General features: G+C 64.5%; 12 protein-coding genes. 5 read left to right on the top strand and 7 right to left on the bottom strand.

Translation table 11 applies throughout. The annotated features are described in order from the left end of the window. The first annotated feature begins 62 nt into the window (after positions 1-62). The gene (locus O0879_RS24910) at positions 63-3044 is read left to right on the top strand and encodes a CHASE domain-containing protein (RefSeq protein ID WP_289919323.1); all 2982 of its coding nucleotides are present in this window, start codon (positions 63-65) and stop codon (positions 3042-3044) included. On the opposite strand, the gene O0879_RS24905 is transcribed toward O0879_RS24910, so the two are convergent. Further along, positions 3045-3425, bottom strand: coding sequence for a hypothetical protein (locus O0879_RS24905; protein ID WP_099665628.1), 381 nt, complete (start codon positions 3423-3425; stop codon positions 3045-3047). Between the two features lie 212 nt (positions 3426-3637). Here O0879_RS24905 and O0879_RS24900 point away from each other — a divergent pair, with 212 nt between their 5' ends. Together O0879_RS24900 and O0879_RS24895 are read left to right on the top strand one after the other, a co-directional pair. Then, the gene (locus O0879_RS24900) at positions 3638-3874 is read left to right on the top strand and encodes a hypothetical protein (RefSeq protein WP_143451398.1); all 237 of its coding nucleotides are present in this window, start codon (positions 3638-3640) and stop codon (positions 3872-3874) included. Positions 3875-3996: 122 nt separating this feature from the next. Next, positions 3997-4509, top strand: a complete 513-nt coding sequence (locus tag O0879_RS24895) for a hypothetical protein (protein ID WP_099665627.1) — start codon at positions 3997-3999, stop codon at positions 4507-4509. A gap of 23 nt (positions 4510-4532) precedes the next feature. On the opposite strand, the gene O0879_RS24890 is transcribed toward O0879_RS24895, so the two are convergent. The 5 genes from O0879_RS24890 to O0879_RS24870 form a co-directional block, all read right to left on the bottom strand. Continuing rightward, complete coding sequence (locus tag O0879_RS24890) at positions 4533-7715, bottom strand: CusA/CzcA family heavy metal efflux RND transporter (RefSeq protein WP_289919321.1); 3183 nt, start codon at positions 7713-7715, stop codon at positions 4533-4535. A gap of 25 nt (positions 7716-7740) precedes the next feature. Next, complete coding sequence (locus O0879_RS24885; protein ID WP_289919319.1) at positions 7741-8946, bottom strand: efflux RND transporter periplasmic adaptor subunit; 1206 nt, start codon at positions 8944-8946, stop codon at positions 7741-7743. A 12-nt stretch (positions 8947-8958) separates the two neighbouring features. Beyond that, entirely contained in the window at positions 8959-10197 is a 1239-nt protein-coding gene (locus tag O0879_RS24880) for a TolC family protein (protein WP_289919317.1), read from the bottom strand. A 107-nt stretch (positions 10198-10304) separates the two neighbouring features. Continuing rightward, the gene (czcI, locus tag O0879_RS24875) at positions 10305-10667 is read right to left on the bottom strand and encodes a cation efflux protein, CzcI family (RefSeq protein ID WP_289905660.1); all 363 of its coding nucleotides are present in this window, start codon (positions 10665-10667) and stop codon (positions 10305-10307) included. Between the two features lie 42 nt (positions 10668-10709). Next, a complete protein-coding gene (locus O0879_RS24870; RefSeq protein ID WP_289919316.1) occupies positions 10710-12257 on the bottom strand; it encodes a C13 family peptidase in 1548 nt (515 codons plus the stop codon). Between the two features lie 185 nt (positions 12258-12442). On the opposite strand from O0879_RS24870, the gene O0879_RS24865 reads away from it, so the two are divergent. Then, complete coding sequence (locus O0879_RS24865; protein ID WP_289919314.1) at positions 12443-14398, top strand: GAF domain-containing sensor histidine kinase; 1956 nt, start codon at positions 12443-12445, stop codon at positions 14396-14398. Positions 14399-14623: 225 nt separating this feature from the next. Here O0879_RS24865 and O0879_RS24860 read toward each other — a convergent pair whose 3' ends face one another. After that, entirely contained in the window at positions 14624-16129 is a 1506-nt protein-coding gene (locus O0879_RS24860; RefSeq protein ID WP_289919309.1) for a DUF3369 domain-containing protein, read from the bottom strand. Between the two features lie 435 nt (positions 16130-16564). Between O0879_RS24860 and O0879_RS24855 the strand changes: the two genes are divergently transcribed. Continuing rightward, positions 16565-17068, top strand: coding sequence for a DUF3016 domain-containing protein (locus O0879_RS24855; protein WP_289919308.1), 504 nt, complete (start codon positions 16565-16567; stop codon positions 17066-17068). Positions 17069-17130: the final 62 nt, after the last annotated feature.

Here is a 17130-nt window from a genome sequence, read left to right as displayed (position 1 = left end):
TGCCTACACGCGCGTCTACGTCGTGGTTTGCTGGGCCAGTGTCGCACTGGATGGGACCGCGCGTGCTGGCCGCCCTGGTGCTGGCGCTGTGCCTGGGGTTGACGTATGGCGCCTGGCGCAATGCCCACGATGCCAGCGAACAGCAGGTGCGGGCCGATTTCGATTTCCGCGTGCACGAGCTGGTCAACAACATCGCCGGCCGCATGCAGACCTATATCCAGGTGCTGCACGGGGTGCAGGGACTGTATGCCAGTTCGCAGGAAGTCACGCGCCGCGAATTCCATGCCTACTTGGCGGTGCAGCAGGTGGACCTCCACTTTCCCGGCATCCATGGCATCGGCTACCTGCCGCTGTTGTCCGGCGCCGCCCTGGCGCGGCATGAAGCGAGCGTGCGCGCGGAAGGCTATCCCGGCTATGCCGTGCGTCCGCACGGCCAGCGCGCCTGGCATGCGCCGATCACCTATCTGGAACCCTTGAGCGAGAGCAACCTGCTGGCCTTCGGCTACGACATCGGCTCCGAACCCGTGCGCCGTGCCGCGCTCGAACAGGCGCGCGACACGGGGCAAGCCGCCATGACGGGCAAGATCCACCTGGTGCAGGATGGCGGCAGCGCCCAGTCGCATGGTTTTCTCATCGTGCTGCCCGTGTATGAGAATAGCTTGCTGCATGGCAGCGTGGAGCAGCGGCGCGCCGCCTTGCGCGCCTGGGTCTTTGCGCCATTTCGCATGGGCGACCTGATGGCTGGCGTGGGCGGCGAGAGCGCGCGCCAGCTGGACCTGGAGATCTATGATGGCGCGCAACTGGCCGAGGCGGCCCTGATGTATGACAGCTTGCCGGGCGCCTTGTCGTCTGCCGCGTCGGACAGCCTGGTGGCGCAGGAAACGATCACCATCGCCGGCCATGCCTGGACCTTGCGCGTGCGCGCCATGCCCGGTTTCGATGGCGAACTGCTGGCGCGGCCCCGCCTTGTGGCCTTGACCGGCTTGCTGGCCAGCATCGTGCTGGCGCTGACCGCCTGGCTGCTGGCGGCGGGCCGCGCCCGCGCCCAGGCGGCGCTGGCGCGTTCGAGCGAACTGACGGGCCAGCTGGAGCAGGGGCAGGCGAGCGTGCTGGCGATGGCCGAGGCGGCGCAGCGCAGCCAGGCCATGCTGCGCAGCATCCTCGATTCGACCATCGACGGTATTCTGGTCGACAACATCGATGGCCGCATCTTCACGTCGAACCGGCGCTTCCGCGACCTGTGGCAAGTGCCCGATGCGCTCGACTGGCAAGCCGACGGCGCGGCGCTGGTGCGCCATGTGGAAAGCCAGCTGGAGCAGGCGGCGCCTTTCCTCGGAGCACGCGTCCATGCGCCGCACGGCCACCGCGAGCGGCGCGACGTGCTGCACCTGCGCGATGGGCGGGTGGTCGAGCAATATGTGCGCAGCATGCAACTGGGCAATGAACAGGCGCGCTTGTGGACGTTCCGCGATATCAGCGAGCGCAGCCAGATGGAGCGGCGCGAGCATACGCGGCGGCAAGTGCTGGAAATGCTGGCCACGGGCGCGCCGCTGGAACGGGTGCTGGAAAGCGTGGTGCTGAGCGTGCAAGCGGACCATCCCGCCATGCTGTGCAGCATCTTGCTGCTCGATGAAAGCCGCCACCGCCTGGTGCTGGGCGCGGCGCCGGGCTTGCCCGCATTCTTCAACCTGGCCAGCCATGGCCATGACCTCGACACCCTGCAGGGCGTGCATGGCATCGCCGCGCAAGCCCTGCGCGACGACTTGCGCGTGATCGTCGGCGACTTGCACGCCGTTGCCGATGCGCAGGAGACGATGGAACTGGCGTGGCGGGCCCAGCTGCAATCGTGCTGGGCCGAACCCGTGCGTGGCGGCTCGGGCAAGCTGCTGGGCGTGCTGATGGCGTATCACCGCCAGCCCACCTTGCCGGGCGCGGCGCACCTGGCGCGGCTGAGCGAGGCGGCGCACCTGGCCGGCATGGCCATTGAGCAGGCGCAAGTGGCGCTGGCCCTGCGCGCCGGCGAAGCGCGTTTCCGCAGCCTGTACGACCATGCGCCCGTGGCCCTCTGGGAACAGGACTGGTCGGCCGTGCGCGCCGCGCTCGATGTTCTTGAGCAAGCGGGCGTGCGCGACCTGGGCGCCCACTTCCAGGCCCATCCGGACGCGCTGCAGCGGCTGGCGGGGCTGGTGCGCATCATCGATGCGAACGGCGCCGCGCTGGCGCAGGTGCGCGCCAACGAGGACGACCAGCGCCGCGGCGCGCTGGGCCTGGCGCAGAATTTCGACGACAGCGCCTTGCCGCGCTTTGGCGATGCGCTGCTGGCGCTGGCTGGCGGCGCCCACCTGTACGAGTGCGAGAGCAGCTTCGTGCGTCTCGATGGTGCGGCGCGGCAAAATGAATTGAGCTTGCTGGTGATGCCGGGCCATGCGGACAGCCTCGATTTCGTCATGGTGTCCTCGCTCGATATCACCGAGCGCAAGCGCATGAACGCGGAACTGCTGCAACTGGCCACCACGGATTTTTTAACCGGTTTGCCGAACCGGCGCCACTTCATGGCGGCGCTGGAAAACGAGCATGCGCGGCTGCAGCGCGAGCTGGCCAGCTGCGCCAGCGTGCTGATGCTCGACATCGATCACTTCAAGCGCGTCAACGACGAGTACGGCCATGCGGTGGGCGATGCCGTGCTGCGCCACCTGGGCGCGCTGATGTGCCAGGCGCTGCGCAAGGTCGACGTGCCGGGCCGCGTGGGCGGCGAAGAATTCGCCATCTTGCTGCCTGGCACGGATCTGAGCGCCGCCGCCGTGTTTGCCGAACGGTTGCGCCGGCGCGTGGCGGAAAGTTCGCTGACCATCGATGGCGGCATTGTGATCACCATCACGGTGAGCATCGGCATGGCCGCCATGGCCGGTACCGATGCCGATTGCGACGCCGTGCTGGCGCGCGCAGACGAGGCGCTGTACCGGGCCAAGCGGGGCGGGCGCAACCGCATCGAACAGAACGACGGTGGCGGCGACGGCGTGCTCAGCAAGTTCATGGCGCAGTGATTACAGGCTGTGCTGACGCGCTTGCGCCTGCTTGCGGTTGCGGCTGACGATCAGCCAGACGATGGCGACGGGAATCAGCAGCGGCAGCAGCACGGGCGTGCTCAAGGCCAGCGCCAGCACCACGCAGAGCGCCACCACCGCGATCAGCACCACGCCCACGCCGGCCAGGACCACTCCCGTGATGACGGCTGCGCACACCACCGCGATGGCGGCGATCAGCAAGCCGCCGCCGGCAAACACCAGGCCGAACAGCCACTCCAGGGGACCGTCGACATCGTCGCCGTTGAACTGCATGTGCATGTCGCTGCCACTGCCGCTGATCTTGTCGAGGAACAGGCAGGCGAGCATGACGATGAGGACGAAGGTGAGCAATTTTTTCATGATAGGCCTCGGTGTGTGGGTGATGGGGTGTTGCATGCTCACACTGTAGGGATGCGCCCGGCTTGCCGCCAGCGGCGTGCGACAGGCTGTCATTTTCACGGTATGGAAGGCGCTGGGGGGCAGAAAAACACTGATCTGGAACAAGATTTCTTTTCTTGTAATGCGCGCAAGCCGTCCTATACTGAATACCTCAGTCTCGCAAGGAGGGCAACATGCTTTTGTTTGCAGATACCGGGGATCAATCGCTATCCCCCCCTGATCATCGCACCATGCGCCAGCGTAGCGCCACGCAGTCCTGCGCCGAGCCCGTCGGCGCGCCATCGGCGATACCGCCGATCATCATCAACCCCTTCAATTACCATGCGCCGCTGCCGGCCATCGACCCGCGCTGGGTACCGCCCGGCCCGCCGTTGACCTGGCCCAACCGGCCTGCCATGTCCATGTGCTGACAGCCGCCGTGGCGGCAGGCTGCCTCGTGTTGTATGACGTGCCGTCGCGCTTGCGGCAAGGCGGCACGGGTGGGCGTTTTCGACTATCATGCTAGCCCCGACCTTCCATCACGAGCACCGCCATGAGTACCGATTTCCCCGATTTTTCCGACGAAGCAGCCGAGCAGGACAACGACGCCCCGATCCAGGAGCCGCGCCTGTGGGTAGGCAATGGCTGGACGGCGCGCGTGATCAAGAACGAGGAAGATGAAGGCTGGGCCGTGGCCATGATCAAGGATGGCGAACCGGAGCCAGCGCTGGTAGGCCCGTGGACCATGGGCCGCGACAAGAAAAACCCGAAGCCGCTCGACGTCAACGCGTTCAACACGTTGGTCAAGACGGCCTCGGAAGTGCTGCGCCGCCACGAGCAGCAGCTGCATGCGCAATTGCACAAGAACCTGTTCGTCGCCACCGACGAGGGGCAGATCAAGGTGATGTTCGACATCGTGCCCGACGAAGACCACCCGTACGCGGAACTGAGCGCCTACGACGCCGACGGCGAACAGATCGCCAAGGTGCGCACCTCGGCCGCCTTCAAGTTCAACGCCACCGCAGCGGCGAACTGGATCGAAGGCGGCTACCGCCGGCCGGGTTAAGCCGATTGCGGTAGCGCTTCCCTCTATTTACTCAGCTGTACCGCCGCGCCTTCGGGCGCGGTGTGCATTTCCACCTCGTCTTCCTTGCGGTACGCCAGCCGGTACAGCAGCGGCAGCACCAGCAGGGTCAAGGCCGTCGACGACAGGATGCCGCCGATCACCACGGTGGCCAGCGGCCGCTGCACTTCGGCCCCCGTGCCCGTGGCAATGGCCATCGGCACGAAGCCCAGCGAGGCCACCAGCGCCGTCATCAAGACGGGCCGCAGGCGCGTGATGGCCCCTACGCGTATCGCCTCCTGCAAGGGCATGCCCTGTTCGCGCAGCTGGCGGATGTAGGCGATCATCACCAGGCCGTTCAGCACGGCCACGCCGGACAGGGCGATGAAGCCCACGGCCGCCGAGATCGACATGGGAATGTCGCGCAGCCACAGGGCGACGATGCCGCCCGTCAAGGCGAACGGGATGCCGCTGAACACGAGCAAGCCATCCTTCACGTTGCCGAACATGGCGAACAGCAAGACGAAGACGAGGGCCAGCGCCACGGGTACCACCAGCTCCAGGCGTTTCGTGGCCGACTGCAATTGCTCGAACTGGCCGCCCCAGCTGGTCCAGTAGCCGGCGGGAATGGCCACCTGCGCTTGCAGCTGCTGCGTGGCGTCGGCCACGAACGAGCCGATGTCGCGGCCGCGCACATTCGCGCTGATGACGATGCGGCGCTTGCCGTCTTCGCGGCTGATCTGGTTCGGCCCCGGCGCCACTTGCAGGCTGGCCACTTCGCCGAGCGGGATGAAGCGCGCGCGGCCTTCCGCCGCCGCGCCCAGGGGCAGGGCGATGGGCAGGCGTTTCAGTTGCTCCAGGTCGCTGCGCAGGCTGTCGGGCAGGCGCACGACGATGTCGAAGCGGCGGTCGCCCTGGAACAGGGTGCCCGCTTCCTGCCCGCCGATGGCCGTGGCAATCGCCGACTGCACGTCGGCAATGTTGAGGCCATAGCGGGCCGTCTGCTCGCGGTCGATCTGCACCGTCAGCATGGGCAGCCCCGTCGTCTGCTCGACCTTCACTTCCGTGGCGCCCGGAATCTTGCCCAGCACACCGGCGATCTTCGCCGCCGTGCCGTCGAGCACGGCCATGTCGTCGCCGAACAGTTTCACGGCCACGTCGCTGCGCACGCCGGAAATCAGTTCATTGAAGCGCAGCTGGATCGGTTGCGAAAACTCGTAATTGTTGCCGGGCAAGCTGCTGGCCGTCGCTTCGATTTCCGCCAGCAATTGCCCGCGCGATTTCTTCGGTTCCGGCCACTGGTCGCGGGGCTTGAGCATGATGTAGCCGTCGGAAATATTCGGCGGCATGGGGTCAGAAGCGATCTCGGCCGTTCCCGTGCGGGCGAACACGCGGGCGATTTCCTTGTGGTTACTCATCAGCTTGTTTTCCAGCTGTTGCTGCATGGCCAGCGATTGCGTCAGGCTGGTGCCGGGGATGCGCAGGGCCTGGATGGCGATGTCGCCCTCGTTCAGGCTGGGCACGAATTCGCTGCCCATGCGCGTAGTCAGCAAGCCCGACAGCACCACGGCCACCGCCGCGCCCGTCAGCACGACGGGCGTGTTGCGCATCACCTTGTCCAGCAGCGGCGCATACCAGCGCTTGGCGGCGCGCATGATGGCGTTTTCCTTCTCCGCCACCTTGTCGCCGATAAACAGCGCCACGGCGGCCGGGATGAAGGTGATCGACAGCAGCATGGCGCCCAGCAGGGCGATGACGACCGTCAGGGCCATCGGCGTAAACATGCGGCCTTCCACGCCCGTCAGCGCGAAGATGGGCAGGTACACGACCATGATGATCAGCTGACCATACAGCAAGGGCCGGCGCGCCTCTTGCGATGCCGCAAACACTTCGTGAAAACGTTCTTGCAAGGTCAACGGCCGTCCCAGTTTTTGCTGCGCATGGGCCAGGCGGCGCACGCAGTTTTCCACGATCACCACGGCGCCATCGATGATGATGCCGAAGTCCAGCGCTCCCAGGCTCATCAGGTTGGCGCTCACGTGGTATTGCACCATGCCCGTAAACGTGAACAGCATGGCCAGCGGAATCACCATGGCTGTGATGACGGCCGCGCGGATATTGCCGAGGAACAGGAACAAAATCGCGATCACCAGCACGGCGCCTTCCAGCAGGTTTTTCTTCACCGTATTGATGGCCTTGTCGACGAGCACCGTGCGGTCATACACGGTGACGGCGTGCACGCCTTTCGGCAGGCTGCGGTTGATCTCCACCATCTTCTTGTCGACGGCTTGCGAGACGGCGCGGCTGTTCTGGCCGATCAGCATGAACACCGTGCCCAGCACCACTTCGCGGCCGTTTTCCGTGGCCGCGCCCGTGCGCAGCTCGCGCCCCAGCACCACGTCGGCCACGTCGCGGATGCGGATGGCCACGCCCTGCACATTGGCGACGACGATGTTGCCGAGGTCGTCCTTGGACGCCACCTGGCCCGGCGCGCGTATCAGCAGTTGCTCGCCCTGCCGTTCGATGTAGCCGGCGCCCACGTTGCTGTTGTTGCGCTCGAGCGCCGTCACCACATCTTGCAGGCTGATGCCGTAGGCGGCCAGTTTTTCCGGGTAGGGCGCCACCTGGTATTGCTTGGCGTAGCCGCCGATGGCATTGATTTCCGTCACGCCCGTGACATTGCGCAACTGCGGCTTGATGATCCAGTCCTGGATTTCGCGCAAGTCCGTCGGCGTGTACGGCGTGCCGTCGGGCTTTTTCGCGCCGTCCTGCGTTTCCACCGTCCACAGGTAGATTTCGCCGAGGCCCGTGGAAACGGGGCCCATCTTCGGTGTGATGCCTGCTGGCAAGCTTTCCTTCGCCTCCTGTAAGCGCTCGTTGATCATCTGGCGCGCAAAATAGATGTCCGTGCCATCCTTGAAGATCACGGTCACTTGCGACAGGCCGTAGCGCGACAGCGAGCGCGTCTGCTCCAGGTTGGGCAAGCCGGCCATGGCCGTCTCGATGGGGAAGGTGACGCGCTGCTCGGTTTCCAGCGGCGAATAGCCGGCGGACTGGGTATTGATTTGCACCTGCACATTGGTGATGTCGGGCACGGCGTCGATGGGCAGCTTTTGATAGCTGTAGATGCCCAGGCCGGCCATGGCGGCCACGGCCAGCATCACCAGCCAGCGCTGGTCGATGGCAAAGCGGATCAAGCGTTCAAACATGATGGTTTCCTTAGCCTTGACGTGATCAGTGTTCGTGACCGGCGGAGTCCTTGCCCAGCTCGGACTTCAGGACAAAACTGCCTTGCGCCGCGTACGGCGTGCCGGCGGCCAGGCCCTGCTTGATGTGCGTCAAGCTGCCATCGCTGCGCCCCAACACCACGGGCGTGGCCTGGTAGCCATCTTTCACCTGCACGAAGACGACGGGCTTGTCTTCCACCGTCTGGATGGCCGTGCTCTGTACGGTGACGGGCGCGTCCGCTTCGCCGGACACGACTTCCACCGTGACGAAGAGGCCCGGGCGCCACGCCATGTCCGGGTTCAGCAAGCTGATGCGTGCCTTGGCCGTGCGCGTCTGCTCGCCCAGCAGCGCGCCCACGTAGGTGATCGTGCCTTGCGCACTGGCATCAAACGCGGACGCTTTCACCTCCGCCTTGCCTCCCATGCGCACGGTGGCCAGGTCTTTTGCCGGCACGGCGATTTCCGCCCACACGGTCGACAGGTCGGAAATGACGAAGATGTTCGCATCTTCCTTGACGGCTTCGCCCAGGGTGATGTGTTTTTCCAGCACCATGCCGTCGAACGGCGCGCGGATGTCGTAGCGGTTCAGCGGGCCCTTGCTGGTGGAGTTGGCACCCAGCGCGCTGAGCTTTTGCTGGGCGTTCTGCACGGCGATTTCCGCTTCGCGCCACGCTTGCTGCGCCTGCAGATAATCCTGTTCGGCCGAAATCTTCTCGCGCCACAGTTTTTCTTCGCGCTCATACGTGGAGCGGGCCAGCGACAGCCGCCGCTGCGCCGACAGCAGTGCGCTGCGCTGTTCCGACAGTTCTGTGCTGGCGATGACGGCCAGTACTTGCCCCTTCTTGACCAGCTGGCCCAGGTCGGCGTGCACGGCTTCCACCACGCCAGCCAGACGCGGCACGACGTGGGCCGTGCGGTCTTCATTGAAGCGGATTTCACCGGGCAGGGCCACCGTCGTCTTGATGCGGCCGGGCGCGGCCGTGGCGATGACGACGCCGGCTGCGCGGCTTTGCGCAGCCGTCAATTCCAGCTTGCCTTCCACTTCTTCGTGGCCGTGTTCGTCTTTCTTTTCCGCATGTGCCTCCGCCTTGGCGGCGGCGGGCGGCGGGGTCTTGGAATTTCCCGTGCCAAGGATGAGAACGGCCAGCACGATGCCGGCGGCGGCGATGGAAGCGATGGCGATCGTCTGCTTTTTGTTGCGTGTGATGTTCATGGAGGGTGTTCCTTACAGGGGAGCTGGTGTGCCCAGCAGGCGCTCGATGTCGGCGGCGGCGTGCTGCGCTTCCGTCAGCGCGCGCAGGTATTGGTTTTTGGCTTGCAGCAAGGTGCGTTGGGCGTCGAGCACGTCGAGGAAGGCGAACTTGCCGAACTCGAATCCCTTGCTGGCCGCGTCGTAGGCGCTTTGCGCGCCAGGCAAGATATCCTGGCGCAAGCTTTCCACGTCGAGCCGGGCCGTGGCCAGGCGTTCGCTGGCGGCGGCCACGGCCGTTTGCACGGCGATGCGGGCGGCAGCCAGCTCGTCGCTGGCCTTGTCGCTGCGGCGCAAGGCGTCGAGCTTGTTGCCCGCATTGCGGTCGAACAGGGGCAGCGGCAGAGCCAGGCCGATGATGGCCTGGTTGCGGCCCAGTTCTTCCGAGCGCTTCATGCCGATGCTGAGCGTGACGTCGGGCGTGGCACGCCGCTGTTCCACGTCCAGCATGGCTTGCCGCTGGGCCAGTGCGCTTTGCGCGTGGCGCACGGCAGGGGCCTGGGCCATTCTCTCCGCCAGTTCGCTGGCGGGGGGCAGCTCCGGCAAGGTTTCCAGGCGTCCCTCTGCCAGGGTGAAACGGGGCGTGGCGTTGCCCCACAGGGCGGCCAGGCGCTGACGGGCGCTGGCCAGGGTGCTGCGCGCCAGGTTCAGTTCCAGTCGCACGCTCGCTTCGGCGACCCTGGCGCGGGTTTCCTCGACAGGAGACGCCTTGCCGGCCGTCACCCTGCGCGCCGTGATGTCGCTGGCGCGCGCGGCCAGCGCCTGCGCGCTGTCGGCCAGGCGCAAGCCTTCCTGCGCGGCCAGCACGTCGACAAAGGCGGACGTGACGGCGGCGCGCGTGTCCGCCTGTTGCAGGGACAGGCCCGCCTGCGCCAGGTCTGCGCCGCGCTGGGCGACGGCGGCGCGGGCACCCCGCTTGCCGCCCAGCTCAATGAGCTGGTTGAGCTGTACGGTGGTGCTGCGCGTGGCGCGCCGCGTGTCTTCCAGCACGGTTTGCAATTCCGGATTGGGCAAGGCGCGCGCCTGTTGCAGGGCGCCCCCTTGCGCCGCCAGTTCGTGGCGGGCGGCCGACAGGGTGGCGTTGCCGCCCTCTGCCAGGGCCAGCGCGGCGGGCAGGGTCAGGGGTGCGGCGGGTTCCACGCCAGATTGTGCGTGGGCAAAGTTGCCGGCCAGCAGGCCAGCAGAGAGTAGCAATAGATACATGGATCGGTGCATCGAATTCTCCAAGGTATGGAAAAAGAATTCGACGGGACGCGCAGGCCTGCGCCCGGATTATCTCAGGGCGCGTATTGCGTTATGACAAAAGGGGACGTCCCGTCGGCCTAGATGGCCGACGACCAGTCGGGGCGCTTGGGAGCGTCCGGGATGTGGGAAGCGTAAAAGAAGGGGGAGGTGTCCGCGTTGACGGAGGCCATGTCGCCGACGGGCAGGCTGGAGCCGGCCGGCAGCCACGCGTGGCCGATGCCATGGCAGACGTTGCAATCGCTGTGCGGCTGGCCCTTGGACTGCTTGTCAGTCTTGTCGGCCACGGGTTTCTTGTCCGCATCCGCCTTGTGCTGGTGGCTGTGGTGGCCCAGGTGCTGCGCCGCCTTGCCTTCCTCGTGCAGGCAATACGCGCTCGCCGCAGCCCAGGACATCTGGAGCGGAAGCACGAACAGCAGCAAAATGAGGAAGAATTTACGCATGGTGACGGCTATTGTACAGAAAGGCGGGCGGGCGTGCCCATGTCAGCGCGGCTGGGCGCGCCACGCTTTCAATTGCGCGGCGATGGCCTTGCCCTGGAACAGTTGCGGCTCGGAATGCTCTTCCGCTTCCATGCCGCCTTCGCTGAAATCGGCCGCCTCGCGCGCCTGCACCAGCACTTTGGCCTTGTCGAAGGCTTCCGTGAAGCTGCTGCTTTTCGGCAAGGCTTCCTTGAAATACGCTTCGCTGAAATACGTAAAATCGTTCTGGTCGTCGCAGCCGAACGAGGTGCGGTCGCTGCGCGCGGCCGTGATGATGAGGGTGTTGTCATCTTTCAAGGGGGCAATGAAGCCGCCCGCATAGCAGGCCGAGATCACGATGACTTTCCAGCGGATGCCACTGTGCTTGAGCATGGACGCCAGCTCTTGCGCGGGCAGGCTGTGCAGGTCCATGCCGTTTTGCGCCAGCGCCAGTTCGTGCTCGGGCGAGCCGTGGCTGGTGAGGAACAGGAACAGGATGTCGTTGGCCTTGTCCATCTTCGCGCCCAGCGCGTCGAGGCTGGCGGCGATGCTGGTGCGCGTGGCCATCGGCTGCTGCGCCACCGTGTTGCGGCTGTTGACGAGCATCAGGGAGCGGCCCACGGTGCCGTAATCGCGGTCGAACTGGTGCTGCACGAAGGCCGTTTCGCGGTGAAACACTTCCTGTGCGCCATCGCCGGCCACGCCCAGCAGGTACAGATTGATCTTTTTCGCCGCATCGCGCGGCGCGATGCGCGCCAGGGCGCCGTCGAGCAAGGTGCGCTGGTTGTACAGGGCCAGCTCGAGATTGTCGCGCGTGAGCTTGTCGGCGGCCGGGTCGTCCAACTGGCCTTCCGTCCAGTTGCCGCTGTCTTCGCGCCGGCCGTCCGCCTGCGCCACGGCATAGCGCAGCACGCCCTTGCCGTCGAACTGGCCATTCTTGAAGCCGCCCCGGTATTCGTCGCCCTCGGCCGTGCGCAGCACGCCCTGGCCCTCGAATTTCCAGTCCTTCAGCTCGCCTTCGTAGTGGATGCCGTCGCTGGTGGTGACGGTGGCCTTGCCCTGCACCTGGCCCTGGACGAATTCGCCTTCGAAGACGGTGCCGTCCGTGTCGGTCAGCTTGCCGGCGCCGTGCGGGCGCCAGTGCTTGAAATGGCCTTCGAAGGTGGCGCCGTCGGCGCCCTGGAAGCGGCCCACGCCCTCGAAGCTGCCCTTGACGAAGTTGCCCGTGTAAATTTCGCCCTTGGGCGAGGTGTAGCGGCCGAGGCCATCGAAGGCGCCCTGACTGAACGCGCCCGTGTATTCGACGCCGGACGCCTGGCGCAGCTTGCCCTGGCCGGAAAACACGCCGCGCGCGAAGCCCCCTTCGTAAAACGCGCCGCTCGCATATTCGAGCCGGCCCTGGCCATGCATCTTGCCCGCGACGAGGGGGCCGAAATAGCGTCCGCCATCGGCCGTTTCCGCCGCCGGCGCCTTGGCTGGCGCGGCGCACAGGGGCGGCATGCCCAGCGCGGCAAAGGCCAGCAGGCCGGCGAGGGTGTAGGGGCGAAGCGAGGCGCGTAGCGTGGCAGTCATGAGGACGGTCTGGTCTGTAGGAAGGGGCCTAGTCTGCCACTGTATTGCCAGCGTGGCAAATGCGCGCGTGGCGTGTGTTGCTCTGCCTCAAGGCAAGATTCTCCGTTTTATGCCGTGCCAAGGCTGGGCTGAACTGATAATATTGATTTTCAGAACATATACTTGCACAAGGTACATAGTCACCCATGGAAAGCCGTCTCAGCCGCCTGGAAGCCGTTCAAACCGTGTTGCTGGAAATCGGGCAGCGCTCGAGCACCTGCAGCGATATCAGTGAATTCCTGCAGGCGGTGCATGCGGCGCTGGGACGCATCATGTATGCGGCGAACTTCTATGTCGCGCTCAGCGACCGCGACGACGGCCTCGTGCGCTTTCCCTATTTTGTCGACGAATTCGACGCCGCGCCCGACCCGGACGAGGGCGTGCGCCTGGCCAGCGCCGCGCAGTCGCCCACGGCGTGGGTCATCGTCAACCGCAAGCAGTTGGTGATGACGGCCGACGACGACGCCATGCGCGCCATCGGCGGCGGCGCCTGGGGCGGCGGCACGGCGGCCGAGCACTGGATCGGCTGTCCGCTGCTGGACCAGCAGCACCAGGTGCTGGGCGCCATCGTCATCCAGAGCTACGACGCTCAGCACCGCTTCAGCCTGGAAGACCAGGCCCTGTTCGCGCTGATCGCCACGCACGTGTCGAGCGCGCTGCAAGGCATGCAAAGCATGGACCGGCTGGAAAAGGCGGTGCAGGAGCGCACGGCCCTGCTGGCGCACGAGGTGGCCGAGCGGCGTCGCGCGGAAAACCTGCAGCATGCGCTGTATGAAATCGCCAACCTGTCGGCGCAGGCATCCGATGCGACGACCCTGTACGCGCGCCTGCACGCCATCATCAGCGAGCTGGTGACGGCGAAGAATTTCCTCATCGCCCTGTATCACCCGGACAACAAGGACATCACGATCCCGTATTTCGTCGACGAAAAGGATGCGCAGGCGCCCGTGAAACGCTTTCATTACGGCATCGGCATGAGTTCCTATGTGCTGGCGCGGCGCCAGGCTTGCCTGCTCGATGCGGACAGCTATGCGGCGCTGGTGGCCAGCGGCGAAATGGAAGAGCCGCTGGGCAATACCAGCATCGCCAGCTGGATGGGCGCGCCCATGCTGCTGGGCGACCGGAAATATGGCGTGATCATCGTGCAAAGCTATGACACGTCCGTCGTGTATGGCCAGGCGGAACTGGACGTGCTGGCCTTCATGGCCAGCCATGTGGCCGTGGCGATGGCCCGCATCCAGGCCGACAGCGCCATGCGCCGCGCCAAGGAAGCGCTGGAAGAGCAGAACGCGGCCCTGAATAGCGCCCTGAGCGCCTTGCAGGAAGCGCAGTCGGAACTGGTGCGCCAGGAAAAACTGGCTTCGCTGGGACGCCTGGTGGCGGGCGTGGCGCATGAAATCAATACGCCGCTGGGCATTTGCGTGACGGCCACGAGCCACCTGGTGCAGGAATTGAAGCTCACGCGCGAAGACCTGGAAGGCGGCCAGCTCGATGAAGATGGCTTGCGGCAATTTTTCGACATCATCGACCAGACCTTGCGCATCATGACGACGAACACGCAACGCGCCGCGGCGCTGGTGCGCAGCTTCAAGCAGGTGGCTGTGGACCAGTCGTCGGACGAATTGCGCAGCTTTAACTTGCGCAAATACCTCGATGAAATCCTGCTGTCCTTGCAGCCCAAGCTGAAGGGCAAGCCCGTCAAGGTGGAAATCGATTGCGCGCCCGAGGTGCAGCTGCGCAGCTATCCGGGCGCCGTCTCGCAGATCGTCACGAACATGGTGGTCAATTCACTCGTGCATGGCTTTGTCGAAGGCGAGCCGGGCAAGATCAGGATCAGTGTGCGCACGGCCGGCGAGATGCTGGAACTCGACTACAGCGACGACGGCATGGGCATGGACAGCGCCACCCTGGGCCAGTTGTTTGACCCTTTCTTCACGACCAAGCGGGGTTCCGGCGGCAGCGGCCTGGGCGCGCATATTCTGTATAACCTGGTGACGGGACCGCTGGGCGGCACGGTGAAGGTGGTCAGCGCGCCGGGGATGGGATTGCACTATAAAATCCGTTTCCCGCTCGGGTTCAATGATGTGTCCTTGAAAACCTAAAAGCGGTGGGCCGGAGACGCGGGCCTGAGAAAATGCCGATGGCGGCGTTGCAGCTCCTTGCCGTACATGCGTACTGTCTGCGTCGCTGCGCCTTGCCCTCGATATTTTTCAGGTCCGCTTGGCCCGGAATGCCCGTCTTGGAGACCTGGGCCGAAGCGTGTTTTGCCGGCGTGCGTATTGCTCAGGGGGCACTTGGTTCTTGGACGAACCGCGTAATCCGGTCTGCTAGTCTGGAAAACGTTGATTCAGCGCAAGCGCCTCATCCAGATTCGCAATCAGCAATTCCACATATTGCGGATCGAGGTGGCTGCCGCTGACTTCGCGCAGGTAGCTGACCACGCGCTCCAGGGGCCAGGCGTCCTTGTAGCAGCGCTTGTGCATGAGGGCGTCGAAGACGTCGGCGACGGCGGCGATGCGCGCGTATTTGTGGATGTGCTCGCCGACCAGGCCTTGCGGGTAGCCGCTGCCGTCGTATTTTTCGTGGTGCTGGTGGGCGATCACGGCGGCCGCCTTCAACAGCGGGCGCTGCGAGCCGTCGAGGATGGACATGCCCACCGTCGGATGCTGCTTCATGATTTCCCATTCGGCCGCGTCGAGCTTGCCAGGTTTGAGCAGCACGGCGTCGGGCGTGGAAATCTTGCCGATGTCATGCATGGGCGCCGCATGGCGCAGCACCATGGTTTCTTCTTCCGACATGCCGGACGCCTGCGCCAGCAGCTGGCACACTTCGGCCATGCGGCGCACGTGGTTGCCCCCTTCGTGCGAGCGCGATTCGACCACGTCGCCCAGGCGCAGGATCAGCTCGGCCTGGGTATCGGTGATTTCCTGCGTCAGCAGGATGTTGTCGAAGGCGATCGCCACGCCCGAGCAGAAGACTTCCAGCAATTGCGCATCGAGGTCGGAGATTTCTTCCACGCCCTTGAGTACCAGCAAGGAGGCCTTGCCGCTGCTGTTCGGGAAATAGCCGACATAGGTGTCGCCATGCAGGCGCGAGATCTTGTTGCTCTTGGCATCGTCCAGCTGCGACAGCAGGGAAGGGCTGAGGATGCCGTCATCCGTGTCGCCGATCTGCGCGAGGATTTCATAATCCTGTTCGCCCGAAATGGCGCTGGCGCCGCGCAGGCGCAGCAGCATGCTCGTTTCCAGGCGCAGCAGGGCGACGACTTGCTGCAGCAGGCCGCTGGCGAAGTCGCGCAGGTTGCGCTGCTTGAAGATGTGCGCCGAGGCGGCGATGACGCGCTCGAGTCCCTCGCGGTAATGGAGCTGGGCCTGGCGAGCCTCTTCCACCTTCATGATGTCGCGGTAGGCGCGCAGGGCGGCAAAGGTGGTGGTGAACAGCTTGGTGCGGTCCAGTTCCGTCTTTTCCTTGTAGTCGTTGATGTCGTAGTTGACGATCACCCGTTCTTCCGGCGCCTGTCCCGGCTGTCCCGTGCGCAGCACGATGCGCGTAAACTGGTTGCCCAGGTCTTCGCGCATCCAGCGCGCCACTTCCAGGCCGCTGTCTTCGCGCTCCATCACCACGTCGAGAAACACCAGCGCGATGCCTGCTTCGCGCGCCAGCACCTGCTTGGCTTCGGCGCCGCTGTACGCATGCACGAAGCTCAGCGCGCGGCCTTCCAGCCGGAAACGGCTCAGCGTCAGTTCCGTGATGTCGTGGATGTCGGGTTCATCGTCGACGAGCAGGACTTTCCAGGGGGGTAACTTGGGCGAGGCTGAAGACAAAAATGACATAAGGACGAGTTCCGCTAAAAGGCATAACTGACGCAATGCTGAGACGCCTGCGCCAGACTAAGCTGTGCGCCACCACTGGCGTTGCGCGTTTTTCGGGCGCATTTTGTCGATTGTAGACTGACAGCTAAGTATTAACAATAAGCAAGAACAATTGACTAAAATCATGCAACATCCATGCCAAAAAGGCACTTTAAATCCATGCTGCTGACACTATCTATACTTTATCGCTTAGGCAACTATATTTTCAAGACAATACTTTGTTTTAGTTAATATTGCCAATGAATCTGTAAAAAAATACGGCGTCTTGCTGTTCTGGCGGAAAAGCGGAAAAGTAACAAGGTATGAATTACGCGCCAGAATGGAAGGTAGCGCGTTATATTAAACAAGCATAAGAAAGTGGCGCCATGCCACGTACATTTCCTGAAAGGGTACATCATGCAAAAGCAAACGACGCGCGCCCTGATCGCCGGTCTGGCCTTGCTGGCCAGCAGCGCGGCCTGGGCAGGAACGGAAGTGCATTTCAGCAAGCCGGATCAATTCACGGATGTACCGTTCGACCCGCACGAGCGGGAAGAGGTGTTGAAAGAACTGAGCCGGCATTTCGAAAAGCTGGGCGCATTGCTGCCACCCGGGCAGACCTTGAAAATCGACGTGACGGACGTGGACCTGGCGGGACGTGAGAATCCCAACCTGCGTGCCGGCCAGGATATCCGCGTCATGAATGGCGGGGTCGACTGGCCGCGCATGCGCCTGCACTATGTGCTGGAACAGAATGGCAAGGTCATCAGCAGCGCCGATGCCGCGCTGTCCGACATGTCTTACCTGAGCCGTATCAATCCTTACTTCAGCAATGAAAAGTTGCGTTATGAAAAGCTGATGATCGACGAATGGTATGCCGATACCTTTGGCATCAAGGTCAAGCGCAAGGCCCGCAAGTAGGCTGCGCGGCTGGGCGCCGGGCCTGCGCTGCACGAAACGTATTGCGCTCCGGAAATTTTCAC

The sequence above is a fragment of the Janthinobacterium sp. SUN120 genome, from assembly GCF_030397735.1.
Classification (GTDB): Bacteria; Pseudomonadota; Gammaproteobacteria; order Burkholderiales; family Burkholderiaceae_D; genus Janthinobacterium; species Janthinobacterium kumbetense.
Note: the sequence above shows the minus strand (reverse complement) of the source record. Positions and strands in the feature narration are given on the sequence as shown.